Consider the following 19,986-nt stretch of genomic DNA (forward strand, 5'->3'; position numbering starts at 1 on the left):
AGCCTTGCGGCGAGGGTCCTACAAACTGTCGTAATTGGCTGGACCGGCCGCCGGCACCGGCGTGGCGCCGGCGGCCGCGACCGCGCCTCATCTGGGCCGGACCGCCTGAGTGTTACCGTCGGCCACGTGCAGTTTCCGACTCCCCGTACCCGGCAGGCCAGCGCGAGCGCAGTGGTCCTCACCGCCCTCAGCGCGGCAGCCGCGACCGTCCTGACGGGCTGTTCGGGCCACACCAGCGACCGGCCGACGGCGAACTCAGCTCCCATCACCAGCACCACGCGTATCGCCACCTCCGGCGTGTTGGGCAACCAGCGCCGGCCCGACGACTCATGCGCGCCGGCCCCGGCAGCACTCGAGGACGGCCCGCCGACGCGCTCGGTGCACCATGCGGCGGGCGACACGGACGTCAAGGCCGACCCGCAGCGCATCGTCGTGCTCTCGGGCACCGCACTCGACGCGCTGTGCGCGCTGGGACTGCAGTCCCGCGTCGTCGCCGCGGCGACCCCGACGGATTCCTCGGGCCAGACCTCATACCTGGGCACCGTCATCCACAACGCGCCGACGGCGGGCACCCGGAGCGCGCCCGACATGGCGGCCATCAAGGGCGCCAATCCCGACCTGATCATCGGCTCGCAGGCGTCGGCGACGTCGGACACCTACGGCGCCTTGTCGGCGATCGCGCCGACCGTGCTCACCGGACCGTCCGGCGCGGCCTGGCAGGACGATCTGCGCATGGTCGGTGCGGCCACCGGTCGCGGCGTCGCAGCCGGCGCACTGGTCGACGGATTCAACGCCGACGCCTCGAAGGTCGGCGGACAGAACGACGCCCCGCATTTCCAGGTGTCGGTCGTGCAACTGACCGAGGGCACCATGCGAGTCTGGGGCGCGAACAACTTCCCCGGCAGCGTGCTGGCCCGGATCGGCGCGGATCGGCCTGCGCCACAACGTTTTACCGACAAGCCATACCACGAGATCGACATCTCGAAGCTGCGTCCCAGCACCGATTTCTCGTCGGCCGACGGTGACATCGTCTATCTGTCGTTCGATTCCCCGGCCGCCAAGGAACAGGCCAAGACCCTGCTCGACAGCCCGGCCTGGAAGAAGCTCGCGGCCACCCGCGACAACCGGGTGTTCATCGTGAACAACGAGGTGTGGCAGACCGGTCAGGGCATCGTGGCGGCCCGCGGCATGCTCGACGACCTGCACTGGCTCAACGCGCCCATCAATTAGTCCACCTCCTGCAGGGCCTGCTGGCCGAACTGTCCCAGACCCAGCGAACCGTCGGGCAACACCAGCTCGCCCGTCTCGATGCGCTGCCGGAGGTAGGCGAAGGTCTGCGCGGTCTGCGCGAAGAGGTGCTCGCCGGCCCGTAAGGTTGGGCGGCTCTTGGCTTCCGGGGTGGCGAACTGCGGTAGCGGTTTGACCTCGGTGTAGTAGTCGACGTTGAAGAACAGCGGGAACGAGTACCGCTCCTCGGCCACCTTGCGGACCCGGTGGCTGGTCGCCACGAACGCGCCGTTGGTCCACAGCTCGAGCAGGTCGCCGATGTTGACGACGAACGCGCCGTCGACCGGCGGGACGTCGATCCACTCGCCTGCCCCATTGAGCACCTCGAGTCCTGGCGCGGTGGGCTTGAGCAGCGTGAAGCATTCGTAGTCGGTGTGCGCGCCGATCCCGATGCTGTCCTTGGCATCCGGGTTGTAGGGGTAGTGGATGAGCCGCAACTGGCTCGGGGTCTTGGTGGCGTGCCGGGAGAACACCTCGGGGTCTTCGCCGAGCGCCACCGCGAATGCCCACAGCAGCCGCTGCCCCACCGCCAACAGCGCCTGGTAGTAGGCGGTCACCGCCGGCGCGAAACCCGCGAGCTCCGGCCAGGCGTTGGGGCCGAGCATCGGGTTTCCGCAGAGATAGTCCGGGTCGTCGACGGGTAGGTCGAGCGCGGTATCGAACGCTTCTTTCAGGTCCGGGACGGTGCCCTCGAGGCCCTCCTCCCCGATCGGCACATAGCCGCGGTGGCAGCTGGAGAGCCCGATGTAGTTGCGCATCTTCTCTTCGACCGGCAGCGCGAAGAACTCCTTGACGGCGGCGAGCATGGCGTCGAACAGCGACTCGTCGATACCGGTACCGCTGATGTAGAAGAAGCCGACTTCGGCTGCCGCACGGCCGATCTCGGCAGCCACCCGTTCCTGCTCGGCGCGCTCGGGTGAGTACAGTCCACCGATGTCGATGACCGGCACCGACGTGAATGACGTTATGCCACTCATGAATTCACATCCCCTTCCGATTCATCCACCGTCCAGCGCACGCCGTTGGCCTGGATTTCGTCGCCGCACATCACGATTCCGAGCTGCTGGTAGGCGGCATCGCCGACGGTGCCGATGAGCACCTGCCCGCGATCGGCCCAGCCGAACAGCCCGCCGGCCCGAACCAGCAGAGCCCGGGCGCCGTCCGCTCCGGAAAGGAACAGCGCGCCCACCCGGCCGTCGCCGTCCGCGCCGTCGCCGCCCGGGTCGCGGACCCAATGTTCGATGTAGTTCTCGTGCACACCGGCTTCGATGAGAACCTCACCGTCCCAGGTCATCACACCGGCATCCGGAAACGGGCCGGGCGGCTCCACGTCCACGGCACGATGCCACTCGAAGACGTCGCCGTGCTGCGTCAGCGTCCCCGCGAAGCCGCGCGAGTCGACGTACGCCGTCAGCCCCTGCAGCCACAGCACTCCGGGCTCGTCGTCCCGGGTGCCGTCCGCCCCGATCAGCAGGGTGCGCCGCCACAGCCCGGCGCACGTGGTCATCTGCACGGTCACGAACTCTCCTCCCATCGGTCATGCAGCACCTGCAATCCGTCGGCGGCGGGAACCCCGAGTGCCCGCACCCTGGCGATCCCGCCGTCCGGGTAGGCCTGCACGCGCAGTGCGGCCACACCGGCCACATCGACCGGGAAGACCTGTCGCGCATCGGGGATCAGCGTCGTGCGCGCCAGCACCGGGACGTCGAAAGCGACCAGACCCCAACCGTGTTCACGATCGGCACCACAGCGGCTGCCCAGCACCGATACCTCGGGGCTGGCGTTGAACACGAAGTAGGAGGTGTCGATCTCGATCCGGAGCAGGTCGGCGGGGACCGCGAACGAGATGATCACCGCATCGTGGGTGTCGGGCCCGATATCGCGGCGCCGCCGGGTCTCCCACCCATCGCCCATGTTGTGCGGTCGGTTCGGGGCGATCAGCGAGCCGGCGCTGGAATAGAAACTGTCGCTGCACCATTCGACGCGCCCGCCCTGCTCGAGGCCCGACACCTCGACGGTGACACCGGCCCACAGTGCCGGGTCCGGCACCACTTCGCCGTAGGCACGCAGCCGCGCGACACCACCGTCGGATTGCAACCGCAGCCGTAGGTGCGTCCACCGGCGGCGGTCTGTCACGGCCAGCAGATTGTGCGAATCCGCCTTGAGCACAGTCATTTCCACTATCGGGGTCCATACCACGGCGCGGCCGGCCGGATCCTCGGTACGTTCCAGCGTGCAGGCGTCGACGGCGCAGGCGGTCGGGTGATTGCCGGAAAAGAACCGGGTGTCGACATCGATGCTGTGTAGCCGGCCGGCGGCACCCAGCCGGATGATCGCCCAGTCACCGTCCCGCCCTGCGTGGCGCTTGGTCTCCCAGCCGTCCACTACTTCGCCGCGCAGGTCGTAGGTACCGGGCACGAAGGCGGGCTCGCCCGGATCGACGAGCCGTTCCTTGAACCCGAACGATTCATCGCTGGCCGCCACCACGCTGCCTCCGACGACGCGGGAGGCGAGATCGACGTCGGTCATGACCCCGGAACTCCCGACCCCAGCGCTGTCGACAGGGGCCAATGACTGCGCGGATTGTCCGGCCCGGGTGCGTAGACCCCGGCCTTGCTGGTGGACAAACCGAGCCCGACGACGGCTTGCGCGAGGGCCACCGCAGCGGCCACCCCGTCGACGGCGGGAACACCGAGTTTGGCCGAGATCGCCGCTGTCACACCGGCCATCCCGGCACAGCCCAGGCAGATCACGTCGGCACCGTCCTCGCTGATCGCCCGGGCCGCCTCGTCGACGATCGCCTGCACGGCACCGGCCGGGTCGGCGTCCACCTGTGCCGTGCCCAGTCCGCAGGCCCGCACGGAAGCGCAGTGCGCGTTCAGCCCGGCGAGCAGCAGACGGTCTTCGATCGCGGGGATCGACCGGGCCAGCGTGGTGATCACCGAGAACCGCCTGCCGATCAGATGGGCGACGTGCGCGGCGCATTCGGCGATGTCGAACACCGGCACGGTCAGCATTTCCGCCAGCGCATCGCGCCCGTGCTCACCGAATCCCGCCAGCACGACCGCATCGAAGTCGAAGACCCCGTCCCCGGCGAGCCGGGCCACGATATCCATCACCCCGACCGCCGACAGATAGCTCTCTGCCGCGGAATCGATCGCCTCCACCCCGAAATACGGTGACATGCAGACGATCTCGACCCCAGAATGGGCCGCCGCCCGTGCGGCAGCCGCGATCTCGATGGTCATCGCCGCCGAGGTGTTGGGGTTGAGCACCAGAATTCTCATACCGACTCCCCTATCCGGGCCAGCGCGGGCCTGCCCGCCACCCACGTCTGCAGCACCGAACCACGCAGGCGCACACCGTCGTAAGGGCTCACTGGATGACGGTGCCGCAGCGTGGCCGCGCTCACCGTCTCTTCTACGTCGGGATCGAAAGAGCACAGGTCGGCCCGCATGCCGACCGCGATCCGGCCGCGGTCGCTGTAGCCGGCCAGGGCCGCCGGTCGCTCCGACATCCACCGGCTCAGGTCGGCGAGCCCGAAACCGCGTGCGGCGGCCTGGGTCCACACCACCCGCGGACTGAGCTGCAGTGAACTGATCCCACCAAACGCCCGGCCGAAATCTCCGCCGGCTTTGAGCTGCGGCGCACAGGGCGAGTGGTCCGACACCACCAAATCCAGGGTGCCGTCGTGCAGCGCGGACCACAGCATCTCCCGGTTGGCTCCGTCGCGAATAGGCGGACAGCAGGCGAATTCAGTTCCGCCGTCGGGGACCGCCTCCGCGGTGAATGTCAGGTAATGCGGGCAGGTTTCGGCTGTCACCGCAATCCCGGCCCGCTTGGCCGCCGCCAACCGGGACAGCACCGCGGCACTGGCGACGTGCACCACATGCGCCCGGGCCCCGGTCTCCCGCGCCGTGTCGATGACCAACGCCACGGCATCCGCTTCAGCGGCATCGGGGCGCGACGCCAGGAACGACCGGTATCGGCGACCCGATGGCGCCGGCCCGGCGCCGATCACTCGGTGACTTTCCGCGTGTACCAACATCACCGACCCCAGTTCGGCGACACGTGCCATGGCGTCCCGGAATTGCGCAGGGGTCAGGCGCGGAAACTGCGGGTTGCCGGAATCAGCCAGGAAACACTTGAAGCCGCGTACCCCGGCCCGCTGCAGCGGCGCCAGCTGATCCAGATTGCCCGGTACCACGCCACCCCAGTACCCCATATCGACGTGGCAATTATCTTCGGCCGCGGCCTTTTTCACAGTCAGCGCCGCGACGCTGGTGGTGACCGGATCACAGTCCAGCGGCATGTCCACCAGCGTCGTGGTACCGGCCGCGGCGGCCGCCGCGGTGGCGGTGTCAAACCCCTCCCAGTCGGTGCCCGGATCGTTGATATGAACGTGCGTGTCGACGAACCCCGGCAGCAACACCGCGGAGTCAGGTATCCGAATCTCCTCGGCGGCAGAGCAATCCGCGTCGACGGGCCCGATGAACTCGATCCGGCCTCCGGACACGCCGACCGACGCCGGACGCAGATGACCGTCGACAAGTGCCTGATCCGCGCGCAGTACGCACTGCATCACACCGGACCGAACCTGTGGTGGAAATGCTCGGTGAGCTCCGGCCACACATGTGGGTCATGTCCGGGGATCAACTGGAACCCCTTGTCCGCGGCCAACTTCTTGAGCTTGCGAATCGGCTCGATGGTGTCCTGCGGGTCGACGTCGATGAACCCGCCGATGGCGAGTTCGTGCTCGATGTTCTCGGTGAGATCAGCTGCGTCGAAGGCGAATACGAAGCCATCACCGCCGACGGACTGGTCCAGTTGGACGACGAAGCTCTGATGACCCGGCGTATGCCCGTACGTGGGCACCGCGGTGATCCCCGGGGCTATCTCGGCTTCCCCATCAGCCAGGCGCCATTCGATGTTCGGGTCGTCGAAGTCCACCCGATTGATCGCATTACGTTCAGGCTCAGGATGATTCGACAGCCCGTACTCGAGTTCGCGGCGCTGGGCATGTACCGGCACCTTGCCGGCGAACAGTTTCAGGCCGCCGGCGTGATCGTGGTGCAGGTGGCTGACGGCGACGGTCTGGATCTCATCGAAATCCACCCCGACCTCCGCGAGCCGCTGCTCGATGGGCTCGCCGGGACCGGGCAGCACCGGGCGGTACTCGACGGTCGGGAAGTACCGCCGGTACAGCGCCGGGTCACGTATGAGCGCGGTGTTGAAGCCGGTGTCGAGCAGTACCCAACCGCCGTCGGTCTGCAGCAGCACCCCGGGCACCGGTTCGCGCATCCGCTCCTGGCGTGGCGCGCCGTACACCGACACCGACTTCGGCAGTTCCTCCCAGCCCAGGGTCAGCAGGATGATCCGCCGCACCCCGGGCTTGCCGACGAGCGTGGCCATCAGCCGACCGAAAGCGCGTTCAGGCGAAGCGAGTTCGGGTTGGTGACGACGTGTGCCTGTTCGATTCCCTTCAGCCAGGGCTGGGCGACCATGAAGTCGTTGACATCAGCGACATTCAGCCAGCAACCGGTCTTGACCGCTTCCACACCGGCGGTCGAGAAGTCGGTGGCCGAGGCGTTCGGCAGACCTGCAGCAAGCGCCGCGCTGACCGATGGCGCTGAACACCCGAAGAAGTTCAGGCCACCGTCGGCGTCCCACGAGATGTGACCCCAGGTGTACGGCGACGGCGCATCCGGCCAGCCGAGGTAGGTCATGATCTCCGGTGCGGCCTGGCCGTCACCACCGACCCAGCCATAGATCTCCGACGTGGGGTACGCCTGCACCTTGGCAGTCAAACCGGCAGCGGCCAGTTCGGTCTGAATCAGGTTGCTGATCAGCTGGTTGTCCGGGTTGCTGGAGTCGTAGCCGATGGTGACGGACTTCTGATCGGCCGGCAGTTTCCCGGCGATTTCAGACAGCGCAGACAGATCGTGCGGGACCGACTGCTTGCCGAATTCGGCGGCCATCATGTTCGGCGGGTAAATCTGCTCGGCCTTCTTGCCGCGCCCGAAATACGTCTGCTTGACCAGTTCGTCGACGTCGATCGCCTGCATCACGGCGGTGCGATTCTTGACGTCGGTCATCATGCCCTTACGCGGGTTGACGTACACGTAGTTCGACATCATCGTCGGCAGCGAATAGTTGGCGAACGACTTGTTGCTCAGATAGGACTGGACCGCTGACGACGGCAGGTCGTGCAGGATCGCAGCCACCTGGCCGTTGTTGAACTGCAACTGCTGCGCCGACACGTCCGTGATGACCGGGATGTCGACCTTCTCGAAATACGGTTTGGTCCCCCAGTAATCAGGGAAGGCGGCGAGTGCATAGTGCGAGCCCACCTGGGCATCGGTCAGCACGAACGGGCCGGTACCGAGATCATGGGTGGTCAGGTAGGCCTGTGCGTTGTCGGCAGCGCCGTTCTTCTTGAGGCCTTCTGGACTGAGCATGCGGGGACCGTAGGGACACGCCAGGTAGTCGAGGAATGCCGAGTTCGGCGCCTTGAGCGTGATGGTGACCCCGTAATCACCTTGCGTGGTAACCGATTCCACATCCTTGACCATGTAGGCCGGGCCCTGGTTGACCGCCAGCCTGCGATCGAACGACGCCTTGACCGCCGCCGACGTGAACGGCGTGCCGTCGTGGAACTTGACGCCCTCACGCAGTTTGAACGTGTACACCTTGTTGTCCGGTGACGCGGTCCAGCTGGTGGCCAGCAGCGGCTCCAGGACGGCCTTGTCGACGCCGGATTTGTATTGCAGCAGCCCTTCATAGCTGTTGGTGGTCAGCAACAGGCCCTGGCCGGCGTAGTAGATGTCGGGGTCCGGCGGCTGGCCCGGATCCTGCAGGAACGACAGGTGCAGCACTTTGTCCGTCGGAGCGGCGTTCGGTGTGCCACCGCCACCGGAATTCGAGCCACCGCAACCACTTAGCGTCAACATCACGGCGGCACCGGCGGCCGCGTACCGCCACCCGCCACGTGCGCGAGCGGGGACCTTGTGGCTCTTCATCATCGGGCAACTCCTTCGAGGGCGGGTTCGGACACTTCGGTGGACATCTCGGTAAAGGCGGCGACGATTTCATCGGTGGTCCGCATCGCGCCGGACTGCAGGTACTCCATGGCGTCCAGGGCAGCGTCATGCCGGTACTCCGAGGAGCCCCCGACGCAGTCGGTGACCACCCGTACGTAGAAGTCGCGCTGGTGCGCGTCGGCGAACGTGTAGTGCACGCAGACATCGGTGAGCCCACCGATGAGGATCAGCGTCGACGCCCTGAGACCGGACAGCACGATCTCGAAATCCGTTCCGATGAAACCGGAATAGCGGCGCTTGACGATATGGAACTCGTGGTTGGGTCCGGCGAAGTCGGGCAGCAGTGCGGGATGCAGCGGCGTGCCGGGCCGGCCGTCGACACAGTGCTCTCCCTCGGCGCCGTCGAGTTCGCGGCCGAAGTCGATCCCGTTGGGGCGGTGTACCTCTTGGAAGAACACGATCGGGATTCGCGCGGCACGTGCGGCGCCGATCAGGCGCTGCGCCCGGGCAATTCGGCCGTCGTACCCGGCCATGTGCGCGATGCCGACCAGTTCGGCCGGCATGTCTCCGGACTCCTGCATGTCAACCACGACCAGCACGGGATTGCCTACTATGAGCGGCTGTTTCGGCATCTAACCTCCTGTGATTGCGATACGTGGATCGGCGGCGGCCTGGAGCAGATCCACGACTGTGTTGATGACGACGTAGATCGCACCCAGCATCAGCGTGACGCCGGCGATCGCCGGGAAGTCCGCGACGGGAATGCTCTGCGCGATGTACTGTCCGATGCCCGGCCAGCCGAATACCTGCTCGACCACCAGGACTCCCGAAAACATCAGGCCCACTTGAAGTCCCGTCATCGACAGGGCGGCGCCGACCGAGTTGCGCAGCACATGCCTGGCCAGGATCCGCGTCTCGGACAGCCCTTTGGCCCGGGCGGTCCGCGCGTAGTCACTGTCGATATCGGCCAGCAGGCTGCTGCGTAGTACCCGGCCGATCGCGACGGCCGGGCCGATCGCGATGACGAACGCCGGCAGAATCAGGTGGTGCATGGCATCGGCCACGACATCGAGCCGCGCGTGCAACAGACCGTCGACGGTGAGCATGCCGGTCGGGCCGGTCGGCGGATTCGGCACCGCGATCCGGCCGTTGGCCGGCACCCAGCCCAGGTCCTGATAGAAGACGATGAGTCCGACGATGCCCAGCAGGAACATCGGCGCCGAGGATCCGGTGAACAACACTGCCCGAAGCACATTCGCGCCCCGCCACCTCAGGGTCGTGCTGAACGCCAGCAGCACTGCGAGCGCGATGGCGATCGCCAGGCCGCACAGCGCCAGCTCCAGGGTGGCCGGAACGAACGACCCGAGATCGGACACCACCGAGTGCCGGGTCCGATACGAGGTGCCCAGATCACCGGTGGCGGCGCCGACCAAGTAGTGCCAGAACTGCACCAGGACAGGGTCGTTGAGTCCCAGCGCTGCGCGCCGAGCCGCCACCGCATCGGCAGACGCCTGCGCACCAAGCTGCGCTTTGACGGGATCGAGCGGCGAGATGTTCTGCAGGACGAACATCACTGCCGTGAGGGCGACCAGAATGGCCGCCATCGCCCCGAGCCGAGACGCTATGAATGTCTTAATGGTCGCCGCCTCTCTTCGCACAGGCACTCGGTGCCCCCAACCGGCCCGTTGTCATCAGGCGGTCGTCCTCATCAAATTGCGCAAACAGTCGCCGGAGATGTTGGCGACCAGAGCCAGCACCAGCACGCCCAGCCCCGGCATCACCGGAATCCACCACTGCTGCAGGAAATAACTCAGGTTTCGCGCCGAGTCGGCACCGAGCTCCGGCGCGGGGGCGGCTTGGCCGAGTCCGAGAAAGGACAGGCCCGCCAGGGTGAGGATCAGGGTGCCGATGTCGAGGCTGGCGGCAACCAGCGCGCCCGGCACCGCGCCCGGCAGCAGGTGCCGTCCGGCGAGCCGAAATCTGCTGACGCCGGCCAGTTTTGCCGCCTCGATGTGTGGGCGCGCAGCCAGCCGCGCCACCTCCCCGCGTACCAGCCGGGCATAGAACGGCCACCACACAATGGAGACCGCGATGAGCGTGTGAAGGAAACTCGGTCCCATCGCGGCCACCACCGCGATCGCCAGCACCGGTGCAGGCAGGGACAGGAAGCCGTCGGTGATGCGCATCAGCGTCGAGTCGATCCAACCGCCCGTCGCACCGGCGACCAGGCCCACGAACCCGCCGATCAGCAGACCCAGTGCCACCACCGCCAGCGCCGCCAACCAACTCGACCGCGCGCCATAGAGCACGCGCGAGAGGATGTCGCGTCCCACACTGTCTGTGCCGAGCAGGAATCCGTGGTCGCCCGGCGGTTGCAGCGGCATCCCGACCGGGATCAGCGGGTCGTGCGGCGCCAGTAGCGGCACCGCGATGACGGCGAGAGACAACACGATCACCAGGGAGAAACCGACCCAGTTGACGATCATCGAGCGCGACTGCGGCAGGGCCAGGCGCAGCCGGCCGCGGACCAGGCTCGGGGCGGAGAGCGCGACAGCCATCAGGGCACCTTCTTTTCGATACAGGCCACCTGGTGTGCGCTGCCGGACTTCCCCACGAGTCGGACATCGAGTTCGTCGCCGCTGCACGCCTCGACCGAGATCGGGCACCGCGGATGGAACGCGCATCCCGTCGGCGGCGACAGCGGGCTCGCGGGTTCGCCTGGCAATACCCGTGATTCGCGTCCGAGGTCGGGAATCGCATCGACCAACGCGCGGGTGTAGGGATGCGTCGGATCTCCGATGACCTGTTCGGCCGGCCCGATCTCCACGATGCGGCCCAGGTACATCACGGCGATGCGATCGGCCACCACGCGGGCGACCGACAGGTCGTGCGTCACGAAGACCACCGACATGTCCAGACTGCGGCGCAGGTCGCCGATCAGGTTGAGCACCGAGGCGGCCAGTGATACGTCCAGCGCGCTGGTCGGCTCGTCGCACAACAGCACCGCGGGTGGCACGATGGTCGCGCGGGCCAGCGAAACCCGTTGGCGCTGACCACCAGACAGTTGACCGGCACGCGATTTCGCCACCTCGGCGGGCAGCCCGACGCGGGCCAGCACCTCGATGACGGCATCGCGTCTGGCCGCCCGGGAGAGTTTCGCGCCGCGCAATCGCTCGGAGATCAACTCGCCAACCGACAGCCACGGGGTGAGTGACGCGCCCGCGTCCTGGAACACCATCTGCGGTCGTTGCCCGCCGGCCACCTCCACGCTGCCCGTGGTCGCCTTCTCCAGGCCGGCGATCACGCGCAGCAGGGTGGATTTCCCCGAGCCGCTCTCCCCCACCAGCGCCAGCGATTCGCCGTGCCCCACTTGCAGCCGCACGCCACGCAATGCCTGTAGCTTGCCGCGCGGCGCGACGGCAAAGGTCTTGGTCACGTCAGTCACCGTGACGGCGGCGGGGAGCTCAGCCGCGGCCGCACCGATCGGCTGTCCGACAACGGGTTCCGGTGTACCGACGGGGTCCGGATCATGCTCGTCTGGCAGCTGCTCCGGTGTCAGCAGGCAGGCGCTGACCCGTCCGGTACCGACGGAAACCGGCTCAGGCGGTGATTTCGCGCAATCGTCGGTGGCCTGCCCGCAGCGGGGGGTGAATGCGCACCCGGGCAACGGCGTCAGCGCACTCGGTACCGACCCCGGCATCGCGGCAAGCCGCTTGTCACGGGCGGTCTGCAGCGTCAACCGTGAACGCAGCAGTCCCCGGGTATAGGGGTGGGCGGGTGAACCGAGGACCTCTGCGGTAGGGCCGACCTCGGCGATACGGCCCGCATAGAGCACCGCGATGCGGTCGGAAATCTGGGCCGCCACCCCGAGGTCGTGAGTGATGAAGACGATGCTGCAACCGATTTCGTCGCGCAGCCGCTGCAGCAGCCGGAGTACCTGTGCCTGCACGGTGACGTCGAGTGCTGTGGTCGGCTCGTCCGCGATGATGAGGTCCGGGTTGCCGGCGATCGCGATGGCGATCATTACCCGCTGCCGCAGACCGCCGGAAAGTTCGTGCGGATAGGCACGCATTCGCCGCGCCGGGTCGGGGATGCCGACCGCGGTCAACAGGCGCAGCGCTTCGTCGGCGCTGCCGGCAGCCTCGGCGACCTGCTTGCCGATCCGCATCGTCGGATTCAACGACGTCATCGGGTCCTGGAACACCGCGCCCAGATCGAGCCGACGAACTGTGCGCAGCGCCTTGGCATCTCCGTGCACCATGTCCGAACCTGCCACCGCGATACTGCCGTCGATTCGGGCCGACGCCGGAAGCAGTCCGAGCATGCCGAATCCCAATACGCTTTTCCCCGAGCCGGATTCGCCGACCAATCCCAGGATTTCACCGGGCAACACCGCCAGGGACACACCGCGCAGCGCGTGCACCTCGCGCCCATTGCGCCGGAAGGTGACATGCAAGCCTTCGACGGTTGCCACCGCGTCGGGGTTCGGCGATGCCGCGGGGCGCGCGTGCGACGCGTCCAGTACAGATACAGCGGTGCCCATGAGCGCTCTCCCGCATTGTCATCGCCACGCCTTGGTACGTCTTCGAACCGCTGGCCTGTCAGTTGACAGTTTTCCCTTTGGACGAACCCGCCTGGTATCGCCCGGGTAAGCACGATGTAAGCAACTCGCTCGCGTGGGTAACCGCGGCATATCGCATGTTTCTGTCGCATGACAGATACGGGCGGCGATACCGGTCGGCGCCACGATGGACCACGATGAATGGATGTCGATCACCCGCACCGGACGACCACGGCTGCACACGCAACGTCGCCCGGGCATCACCGCACGAGACGAAATACTCGATGCGGCAAGCGAATTGTTCACCACGTTGGGTTACACCGGCACGTCCACGAGAACCATTGCCGACTCGGTCGGCATCAGACAGGCCTCGCTGTATCACTACTTCAAGACCAAGGACGACATCCTGTGCGCTCTGCTGAGCCAAACTGTCACGCCGACACTGGCGTTCATCACCACCCTGAACGACGCCGCCCCGACCTTGACCGCCACCGAACACCTGCACGCACTGGCGGCCTTCGACGGAGACCAATTGCTCAGTGGCAACTGGAATCTGGGCGCCCTCTATTTGCTTCCCGAGGTACGCGCCGACCGTCTCGAACCGTTCTGGTCCGATCGCGAACGACTTCGACTGCACTACCTGACACAGAGCGAGAGAGTGCTGGAGCGGACCGGCGTGCATCCGGCCGCCGCCGATCTACCGTTCCGGTTGGTCGAATCCCTGGTCAACATATGGTCGGTGCCGCACGGCCCGCGGCGATCGGAATTACCCATGCACGTCGCCGATGCCGGCGTGCGGGTACTGGGCGTCCTCGACGCCGAGACACCCGGACTGCGCAAGCGCACCAGCCAAGTCATCGAACTACACACCTGCCGGATAACCTCGTAGCGTGTTTCACGTACTGAACATCACGTACATCCAGCCCCTCGACGTCGTCGACCAGTCGCGGCCGGCGCATCTGGAATGGCTTGGCAAGCTGGTCGACGAGCGGCGCATCCTGCTGGCCGGCCGGCTGGAATCGCAGGGTGGCGCCGTGCTGATCGCGTCGGACATGTCGGCCGAAGAAGCCGACGCCCTCACCGCCTCCGACCCGTACGTGCACGCCGGCGTCGCCAGCTACGAGCGGGTCAGCTTCAACGCCGGTTTCCGCGCTGCCGGACTGTAGCGCGCAATTCACAGCCGAATCCGGGATTAGTTCCGCCCCGGCTGCCGTTGAGTCTGGTCAGGGCTCCACGATTGCCCTCATTTCGTTACCTTCGCTAATCTTTTGCGTTAGGTACACGCCGCTAGGCAAGCCGAGAATGAAGAGGACTGACAAAGCATGACCACGACTGTTTCCGCCTACGCCGCGACCTCAGCGACCAGCCCGCTGACCAAGACCACCATCGAGCGCCGTGACATCGGCCCGCACGACGTGGCATTCGACATCAAGTTCGCGGGCATCTGTCACTCGGACATCCACACCGTCAAGTCCGAATGGGGCCCGGCCAACTACCCCGTCGTACCCGGTCACGAGATCGCCGGCGTGGTCACCGCCGTCGGCTCCGAGGTGACCAAGTACCAGGTTGGCGACCACGTCGGCGTCGGCTGCTTCGTCGACTCCTGCCGTGAGTGCGAGAACTGCCTGGCCGGTCTGCAGCAGTACTGCACCGGCAAGGGCGGCAACATCGGCACGTACAACGCCACCGGCCGCGACGGCACCCCCACCTACGGCGGTTACAGCACCGCCATCGTGGTCGATGAGAACTACGTCCTGCGCATCCCGGACAGCATCCCGCTGGACAAGGCCGCTCCCCTGCTGTGCGCCGGCATCACGCTGTACTCGCCGCTGCGGCACTGGAACGCCGGGCCGGGCAAGAAGGTCGCCATCGTCGGTCTCGGCGGTTTGGGCCACGTCGGCGTGAAGCTCGCCGTCGCGATGGGCGCCGAGGTCACCGTGCTGAGCCAGTCGCTCAAGAAGATGGAAGACGGCCTGCGTCTGGGCGCGCACCACTACTACGCCACCAACGACCCGGACACCTTCAAGAAGCTGGCCGGCACCTTCGACCTGATCATCAATACGGTGTCGGCGAACCTCAACATGGGCCTCTACCTGAGCCTGCTCAAGTCCGACGGCACGCTCGTCGAGCTGGGCGCTCCCGAGAAGCCACTCGAGGTGCCGGTGTTCCCGCTGATCGGCATGCGTCGCACCCTCGCCGGTTCGTTGATCGGCGGCATCCCCGAGACCCAGGAGATGCTGGACTTCTGCGCCGAGCACGACGTCACCCCGGAGATCGAGATCATCGAGGCCTCCTACGTCAACGAGGCCTACGAGCGCGTCATCGCCAGTGACGTGCGGTACCGCTTCGTGATCGACACCGCCACCATCTGATTCGGACGCCCGGTGGCCGACGATCCGGTAGACATCCTGCAGCGCTGGGAGCTCGCAGGCGGTGTCTGGCGGATCATCGGCCGCCGCGCGAACGAACTGACCATCGGGTTGTTCCAGTGCGACGGCGGCGAGCGCGTCGACGTGATCCGCTCCGGTGACGCCGCATTGGTCGCCTTCATCGGCGACCGGGAGTCCAACGCGGACTAGCGGACAGGTTGACGAAATTTACCGGCACGCACTATTACTTTGATCATGACGCCCACCCGCTGCGCTCCGCTGTCCCGGCTGGCTCTCGTCGGCGTGGCCATCGCCCTGCTGCCGGTAAGTGTCGCGAATGCCGACCCTGACCCGGCACCGCCGCCGGTGTCCCCCGGCGTCACAGGCGTACTGAACGACTGGCAGAAATCCGTATGTGAGGCAGGCAGTTTCACTCAAGACGATCCCGCGATCGCGGCGCGCGACTGGCCGGGCGCGGTGCGGGCGGGTACCTGCGCGAGCGCGGTGAATCCCGGCCTGACCAACGGTCTGTGGATCTCGCAGTGGACCGCCAACAGCGACATGACCTCGGCGCTGCAGCGGAATTTCATGGCGCTGTTCGCGTCAGCAGTCAGCGATCAGACGGCGATCATCACCTTCGCAGTCGCCTCGCCGGAAGCGCGGAAATCGCTTGAGCCGTTGACGAAATTCGGGTTCACCATCAACCCGGTGCCGCCGCTGGCCTGATGGCCGGGCGTCAGTGCCCGTGGCTACCCGGACTGCCGTGACCACCCGTGGTCGAGCCAGTCGTCCCGCCAGTGCCGCCCGGATGATTGTTGTTCATGTCCGACGGCATATGGCATTGGCCGGCGACGATGACCTGCCCCGGCTCGCACACGATCGTGTCATCAGCAACCGCGGCGGGTACCCCGATCGCCAACGTCAGCGCAGTCATGGCGCTGGCAGCGAAAAGACGTGAGATCGATGTCGATAGCGCCATGGTCGGTCCGCCTGTTCTCGACGCGTAAAGAACAATATTAACGCCGAGCCAAATAACTGCGGGGCGCATTCGGCAACCCGATACGCCCCGCAATCACAGCATTGAGCTGCGTTTAGAAGTCCCAGTCCGCGTCTTCGGTGTTGACGGCCTTGCCGATCACGTACGAGCTACCCGAGCCCGAGAAGAAGTCGTGGTTCTCGTCGGCGTTCGGGGACAGCGCCGACAGGATCGCCGGGTTCACGTCCGTCTCGTCGCGCGGGAACAGCGCTTCGTAGCCGAGGTTCATCAGCGCCTTGTTGGCGTTGTAGCGCAGGAACTTCTTGACGTCCTCGGTCAGGCCGACGCCGTCGTACAGGTCCTGCGTGTACTCGACCTCGTTGTCGTACAGCTCGAACAGCAGCTCGTAGGTGTAGTCCTTGAGCTCGGTCCGCTTGGCCTCGTCGACCATGGCCAAGCCACGCTGGTACTTGTAGCCGATGTAGTAGCCGTGCACCGCTTCGTCACGGATGATCAGCCGGATCATGTCGGCGGTGTTGGTGAGCTTGGCGCGCGAAGACCAGTACATCGGCAGGTAGAAGCCCGAGTAGAACAGGAAGCTCTCCAGCAGCGTCGAGGCCACCTTGCGCTTGAGCGGCTCGTCACCCCGGTAGTACTTCATGACGATTTCGGCCTTGCGCTGCAGGTTCGGGTTCTCCTCCGACCAGCGGAACGCCTCGTCGATCTCCACCGTGGAGCACAGCGTCGAGAAGATGTTGCTGTAGCTCTTGGCGTGCACCGACTCCATGAAGGCGATGTTCGTGTAGACGGCCTGCTCGTGCGGGGTCAGCGCATCGGGAATCAGGCTGACGGCGCCGACGGTGCCCTGGATGGTGTCCAGCAGCGTCAGACCCGTGAAAACGCGCATGGTGAGCTGCTTTTCACCGTCGGTCAGCGTGCCCCAGGACGGGATGTCGTTGGACACCGGCACCTTCTCCGGCAACCAGAAGTTGCCCGTGAGGCGGTCCCAGACCTCAGCGTCCTTGTCATCCTGCACACGGTTCCAGTTGATCGCGGAGGCCCTGTCGATCAGCTTCATACCTTCAGACACCGTGACCCCATTTCACCTGGAACTGTGTTTGCCGAGCTGGCACCACAGACACTACCCCTGGTGTTTACCTTCGACGAACACCGCTAAAAGTTGTGTTTTCGTGTCGCGCCGGTGAGGCCGATTCAGCGGATGAATTCGTACTCCGCCGACTGGAACTTCCGGGTCTCGAGCCAGTACTGCCAGGTCATGCCACTCCACAGCGTCCGGTTCACGCCGTGCTCGTCCATGTACCAGCTGTGGCAACCTCCCGTGCTCCACACGGTGCCGGCCAGGTCCTGCTGCAACTCGGCGTTGTAGTCGTCCTGCGCGCGCCGGCTCGGCATCAGCGCGGCGGCGCCCGCCTTGTCGGCGGCGGCGATGGCCTGCGCGGCGTAGCGGATCTGCGACTCGATCATGAACACCACCGAGTTGTGCCCCAACGCCGTGTTCGGCCCCAGCAGGAAGAACAGGTTCGGCATGTTCGCCACGGTGATGCCGCGGTGCGCAGCCATGCCCTCCCGATTCCAGCGGTCGACCAGGTCCTCTCCCCCGAGGCCCTTGATGTCGACGTAGGTGTACGAGTCGGTGACGTGAAAACCGGTGCACCACACCACCACATCGACCGGATGCTCGACGCCGTCGCGGGTGACGATGCCGCTGGCCGTCATCCGCTCGATACCCTCGGTGAAGACCTGCGTCTTGGGGTTGGCGATGCCGCGATAGTAGGTGTCGGAGTTCAGGATTCGCTTACAGCCCGCCACATAGTTCGGGGTGAGCTTGCGACGCAGTTCACGGTCTTTGACGCTGCGGTTGATGTTCCATTTGCCCAGCAGCTCACCGATTTTGAGCAGTCGCGGCTGTTTGGTCATCGCGAAGCCGACGCCTTCGTGGATCCAGTAGATGCCGGTGCGCATCAGCGCGCGAGCACCGGGCACCCGGCGGAAGGTGTCTTTCATCCACTCGGGAAAAGCGTTGTTGGGCCGAGGCATGACCCAGGCCGGGGTGCGCTGGTACAGGTGCAGCTCGGCCACTTGGTCGACGATGGCGGGCACGATCTGGATGGCACTGGCGCCGGTGCCGATCACCGCGACGCGCTTACCGGTGATGTCGACGCTGTGGTCCCACTGCGCGGAATGGAAAGTGACACCGGCAAATTCGTCACTGCCATCGACCTCGGGGACGGACGGGATGTGCAATCCGCCGGCTCCGGAGATGAGGAACTGCGCGATGTACTCCTGGCCGCTGCCGTCGTAGATGTGCCAGCGCCGCTCGTCTTCGTCCCAGTGCGCGCGGTCGACGTGCGTGTTGAAACGAATGTTGCGGCGCAGCCCGTGCTTGTCGGTGACGCCCTTGAGGTAGTCGAAGATCTCGGGCTGGAACGACCACATGTGCGTCCAGTCCGCCTTCGGCTCGAAGGAGAACGAGTACATATGTGACGGGATGTCGCACGCGCAACCCGGGTAGGTGTTGTCGCGCCAGGTGCCGCCGACCTCGCCGGCCTTCTCCAGGATCAGGAAGTCGCGCTTGCCGAAGCCCTGCTTCCGCAGCGCGATGCCCATGCCCAACCCGGAAAAGCCGGACCCGATGATCACCGCCCGCGTCACGATGGGCTCGGCGGCGACCTCATTGCCGGCGGGCTGCGCTCCAGCTGACTGCTCGACCGTCATGAACCTGCTCTTTCCTGGGAACGGCGGTACCGGATACTGCACAGTCTCCGGTCAGACCCACGCGGTGTCAACGCACCACGTCAGGATCGGATTGTCAGCCGACGGATTCTTCGCGGCGCACCGCGTCGTGCACCGGCAGGTCGAGGTCGAACCGGATGCCGAGCAGCCTGGCGGTGCCGTTGATGGCACCGATCATGATCGTGGTCATGTGCGCGACGAACTGGTCGCGGGGCAGCCGGCGCGGTGTGTCGTCACTGCCGCCGAGCCACCAGTCGGTCGCCGAGGCGGCCGCGCCGAAGAGCGTGAACGCGGCCAGCTCGAAGATCGCCGAGTCCAGGTCCATGTCCTTGAGCTCGCCGCTGATCATGGCGGCGATGGCCAGGGTGATGTCGCGGCCCCGGTTGACGGTCGTCATCGCGGCGGCGGACTGGTCGGCGAACCGGCCCTGCAGCAGGAAGCGCACCACGTTGGGGTGCTGGTCCACCAGGTCGACGTAGTGTTCGACGGCGCGGCCGATGATCTGCCCCGTCGAATCGTGCTCGATGTCGATGGACGGAATGACGGCCGCCCACAACATGTCCCGCATCCGCTCGCCGATCTGCGAGAACATGTCGGACTTGTCGGCGAAGTGCCGGTAGATCTTGGGTTTGGCGGTGCCGGCCTCTTCGGCGATCTCCCGCACGCTGACGTTCGGGCCGAGGCGGTCGATCGCGCGGAACGCGGCGTCGACGATCTCCTCGCGGACCTTCAGCCGATGTTCGCGCCAGCGCTCGCTGCGCGCATCGACTTTCTCGGGCGCACCCTTGGGCGGAGTGACCTTCACCTGCACGGTGACCGAGGGAACGTTCACGCCCGGCACACCAGGAACTTTCACCCCGGCCTGGATGCCGGTACGTGGAAGAGATGGCCTGCGCACCCCGCCACTGTACCGGGCCAGGCAATTCTGACCTGCTCAGACTGCCCGGCGCGGCGAACGTCACATGCGCAGGCGCGTCGTCGCACCCAGGCGGCCGACAG

Annotated in this window: 21 protein-coding genes; 6 read left to right on the forward strand and 15 right to left on the reverse strand. The window is 66.3% G+C overall.

Annotation, left to right across the window (positions count from 1 at the left end):
• The first annotated feature begins 126 nt into the window (after positions 1-126).
• Positions 127-1,230: an ABC transporter substrate-binding protein gene (locus TL10_RS07150; RefSeq protein WP_043985092.1), complete on the forward strand. Its 1,104-nt coding sequence runs from the start codon at positions 127-129 to the stop codon at positions 1,228-1,230.
• On the opposite strand, the gene TL10_RS07155 is transcribed toward TL10_RS07150, so the two are convergent.
• Genes TL10_RS07155 through TL10_RS07205 form a run of 11 tightly spaced genes read right to left on the reverse strand, consistent with a single transcriptional unit; the run spans position 1,227 to position 12,870 of the window.
• Positions 1,227-2,264 carry an isopenicillin N synthase family dioxygenase gene (locus TL10_RS07155; RefSeq protein ID WP_043985093.1) on the reverse strand — a complete coding sequence of 346 codons (1,038 nt, stop codon included), beginning with the start codon at positions 2,262-2,264 and terminating at the stop codon, positions 1,227-1,229. The genes TL10_RS07150 and TL10_RS07155 overlap by 4 nt on opposite strands.
• Positions 2,261-2,806: a hypothetical protein gene (locus TL10_RS07160; protein ID WP_234711391.1), complete on the reverse strand. Its 546-nt coding sequence runs from the start codon at positions 2,804-2,806 to the stop codon at positions 2,261-2,263. Before TL10_RS07160 ends, TL10_RS07155 begins: the two co-directional genes overlap by 4 nt.
• The gene (alc, locus tag TL10_RS07165; protein WP_043985096.1) at positions 2,803-3,816 is read right to left on the reverse strand and encodes an allantoicase; all 1,014 of its coding nucleotides are present in this window, start codon (positions 3,814-3,816) and stop codon (positions 2,803-2,805) included. Before alc ends, TL10_RS07160 begins: the two co-directional genes overlap by 4 nt.
• Positions 3,813-4,574 carry an aspartate/glutamate racemase family protein gene (locus TL10_RS07170; RefSeq protein WP_043985097.1) on the reverse strand — a complete coding sequence of 254 codons (762 nt, stop codon included), beginning with the start codon at positions 4,572-4,574 and terminating at the stop codon, positions 3,813-3,815. Before TL10_RS07170 ends, alc begins: the two co-directional genes overlap by 4 nt.
• Entirely contained in the window at positions 4,571-5,869 is a 1,299-nt protein-coding gene (allB, locus tag TL10_RS07175; protein WP_043985098.1) for an allantoinase AllB, read from the reverse strand. Before allB ends, TL10_RS07170 begins: the two co-directional genes overlap by 4 nt.
• Positions 5,869-6,699 carry an N-acyl homoserine lactonase family protein gene (locus tag TL10_RS07180; protein WP_043985099.1) on the reverse strand — a complete coding sequence of 277 codons (831 nt, stop codon included), beginning with the start codon at positions 6,697-6,699 and terminating at the stop codon, positions 5,869-5,871. The genes allB and TL10_RS07180 overlap by 1 nt, the downstream gene beginning before the upstream one ends.
• Positions 6,699-8,306 carry an ABC transporter substrate-binding protein gene (locus TL10_RS07185; RefSeq protein WP_043985136.1) on the reverse strand — a complete coding sequence of 536 codons (1,608 nt, stop codon included), beginning with the start codon at positions 8,304-8,306 and terminating at the stop codon, positions 6,699-6,701. The genes TL10_RS07180 and TL10_RS07185 overlap by 1 nt, the downstream gene beginning before the upstream one ends.
• Positions 8,306-8,959, reverse strand: coding sequence for a cysteine hydrolase family protein (locus TL10_RS07190; RefSeq protein WP_043985100.1), 654 nt, complete (start codon positions 8,957-8,959; stop codon positions 8,306-8,308). The genes TL10_RS07185 and TL10_RS07190 overlap by 1 nt, the downstream gene beginning before the upstream one ends.
• Complete coding sequence (locus TL10_RS07195) at positions 8,960-9,964, reverse strand: ABC transporter permease (protein ID WP_043985137.1); 1,005 nt, start codon at positions 9,962-9,964, stop codon at positions 8,960-8,962. It abuts the gene before it with no gap.
• 54 nt (positions 9,965-10,018) lie between these two features.
• Entirely contained in the window at positions 10,019-10,885 is an 867-nt protein-coding gene (locus TL10_RS07200) for an ABC transporter permease (protein WP_043985101.1), read from the reverse strand.
• Positions 10,885-12,870 carry a dipeptide ABC transporter ATP-binding protein gene (locus TL10_RS07205; RefSeq protein WP_043985102.1) on the reverse strand — a complete coding sequence of 662 codons (1,986 nt, stop codon included), beginning with the start codon at positions 12,868-12,870 and terminating at the stop codon, positions 10,885-10,887. The genes TL10_RS07200 and TL10_RS07205 overlap by 1 nt, the downstream gene beginning before the upstream one ends.
• Before the next feature lie 223 nt (positions 12,871-13,093).
• Between TL10_RS07205 and TL10_RS07210 the strand changes: the two genes are divergently transcribed.
• The 5 genes from TL10_RS07210 to TL10_RS07230 all read left to right on the forward strand — a co-directional run bounded on the left by TL10_RS07210 (position 13,094) and on the right by TL10_RS07230 (position 15,983).
• Positions 13,094-13,777, forward strand: coding sequence for a TetR/AcrR family transcriptional regulator (locus tag TL10_RS07210; RefSeq protein WP_043985138.1), 684 nt, complete (start codon positions 13,094-13,096; stop codon positions 13,775-13,777).
• 1 nt (position 13,778) lies between these two features.
• Complete coding sequence (locus tag TL10_RS07215) at positions 13,779-14,054, forward strand: YciI family protein (protein ID WP_043395176.1); 276 nt, start codon at positions 13,779-13,781, stop codon at positions 14,052-14,054.
• Between the two features lie 156 nt (positions 14,055-14,210).
• Complete coding sequence (locus TL10_RS07220; RefSeq protein WP_043985104.1) at positions 14,211-15,260, forward strand: NAD(P)-dependent alcohol dehydrogenase; 1,050 nt, start codon at positions 14,211-14,213, stop codon at positions 15,258-15,260.
• Between the two features lie 12 nt (positions 15,261-15,272).
• A complete protein-coding gene (locus tag TL10_RS07225) occupies positions 15,273-15,467 on the forward strand; it encodes a hypothetical protein (RefSeq protein WP_043985105.1) in 195 nt (64 codons plus the stop codon).
• 45 nt (positions 15,468-15,512) lie between these two features.
• Complete coding sequence (locus tag TL10_RS07230) at positions 15,513-15,983, forward strand: hypothetical protein (protein WP_043985106.1); 471 nt, start codon at positions 15,513-15,515, stop codon at positions 15,981-15,983.
• A gap of 10 nt (positions 15,984-15,993) precedes the next feature.
• On the opposite strand, the gene TL10_RS30900 is transcribed toward TL10_RS07230, so the two are convergent.
• The 4 genes from TL10_RS30900 to TL10_RS07250 form a co-directional block, all read right to left on the reverse strand.
• Positions 15,994-16,305 (reverse strand): hypothetical protein, encoded by a 312-nt coding sequence (locus tag TL10_RS30900; protein WP_131630699.1) that lies wholly within the window; start codon positions 16,303-16,305, stop codon positions 15,994-15,996.
• A 43-nt stretch (positions 16,306-16,348) separates the two neighbouring features.
• Positions 16,349-17,311 (reverse strand): class 1b ribonucleoside-diphosphate reductase subunit beta, encoded by a 963-nt coding sequence (gene nrdF, locus TL10_RS07240; RefSeq protein WP_043985109.1) that lies wholly within the window; start codon positions 17,309-17,311, stop codon positions 16,349-16,351.
• Positions 17,312-17,445: 134 nt separating this feature from the next.
• The gene (locus tag TL10_RS07245; protein WP_043985110.1) at positions 17,446-18,969 is read right to left on the reverse strand and encodes a flavin-containing monooxygenase; all 1,524 of its coding nucleotides are present in this window, start codon (positions 18,967-18,969) and stop codon (positions 17,446-17,448) included.
• A gap of 94 nt (positions 18,970-19,063) precedes the next feature.
• Positions 19,064-19,798: a TetR/AcrR family transcriptional regulator gene (locus TL10_RS07250; RefSeq protein WP_043985139.1), complete on the reverse strand. Its 735-nt coding sequence runs from the start codon at positions 19,796-19,798 to the stop codon at positions 19,064-19,066.
• Positions 19,799-19,986: the final 188 nt, after the last annotated feature.

Source organism: Mycolicibacterium llatzerense, from assembly GCF_000878195.1.
In the GTDB taxonomy this organism is placed as follows: Bacteria; Actinomycetota; Actinomycetes; order Mycobacteriales; family Mycobacteriaceae; genus Mycobacterium; species Mycobacterium llatzerense.

Bases quoted from the DNA above. Each gene is read 5' to 3' on its own strand.
- TL10_RS07155 (WP_043985093.1), bottom strand. From the start codon at position 2,264: ATGAGTGGCATAACGTCATTCACGTCGGTGCCGGTCATCGACATCGGT.
- alc (WP_043985096.1), bottom strand. From the start codon at position 3,816: ATGACCGACGTCGATCTCGCCTCCCGCGTCGTCGGAGGCAGCGTGGTG.
- TL10_RS07170 (WP_043985097.1), bottom strand. From the start codon at position 4,574: ATGAGAATTCTGGTGCTCAACCCCAACACCTCGGCGGCGATGACCATC.
- allB (WP_043985098.1), bottom strand. From the start codon at position 5,869: ATGCAGTGCGTACTGCGCGCGGATCAGGCACTTGTCGACGGTCATCTG.
- TL10_RS07180 (WP_043985099.1), bottom strand. From the start codon at position 6,699: ATGGCCACGCTCGTCGGCAAGCCCGGGGTGCGGCGGATCATCCTGCTG.
- TL10_RS07185 (WP_043985136.1), bottom strand. From the start codon at position 8,306: ATGAAGAGCCACAAGGTCCCCGCTCGCGCACGTGGCGGGTGGCGGTAC.
- TL10_RS07190 (WP_043985100.1), bottom strand. From the start codon at position 8,959: ATGCCGAAACAGCCGCTCATAGTAGGCAATCCCGTGCTGGTCGTGGTT.
- TL10_RS07200 (WP_043985101.1), bottom strand. From the start codon at position 10,885: ATGGCTGTCGCGCTCTCCGCCCCGAGCCTGGTCCGCGGCCGGCTGCGC.
- TL10_RS07205 (WP_043985102.1), bottom strand. From the start codon at position 12,870: ATGGGCACCGCTGTATCTGTACTGGACGCGTCGCACGCGCGCCCCGCG.
- TL10_RS07210 (WP_043985138.1), top strand. From the start codon at position 13,094: ATGTCGATCACCCGCACCGGACGACCACGGCTGCACACGCAACGTCGC.
- TL10_RS07220 (WP_043985104.1), top strand. From the start codon at position 14,211: ATGACCACGACTGTTTCCGCCTACGCCGCGACCTCAGCGACCAGCCCG.
- TL10_RS07230 (WP_043985106.1), top strand. From the start codon at position 15,513: ATGACGCCCACCCGCTGCGCTCCGCTGTCCCGGCTGGCTCTCGTCGGC.
- TL10_RS30900 (WP_131630699.1), bottom strand. From the start codon at position 16,305: ATGCGCCCCGCAGTTATTTGGCTCGGCGTTAATATTGTTCTTTACGCG.
- nrdF (WP_043985109.1), bottom strand. From the start codon at position 17,311: ATGAAGCTGATCGACAGGGCCTCCGCGATCAACTGGAACCGTGTGCAG.
- TL10_RS07245 (WP_043985110.1), bottom strand. From the start codon at position 18,969: ATGACGGTCGAGCAGTCAGCTGGAGCGCAGCCCGCCGGCAATGAGGTC.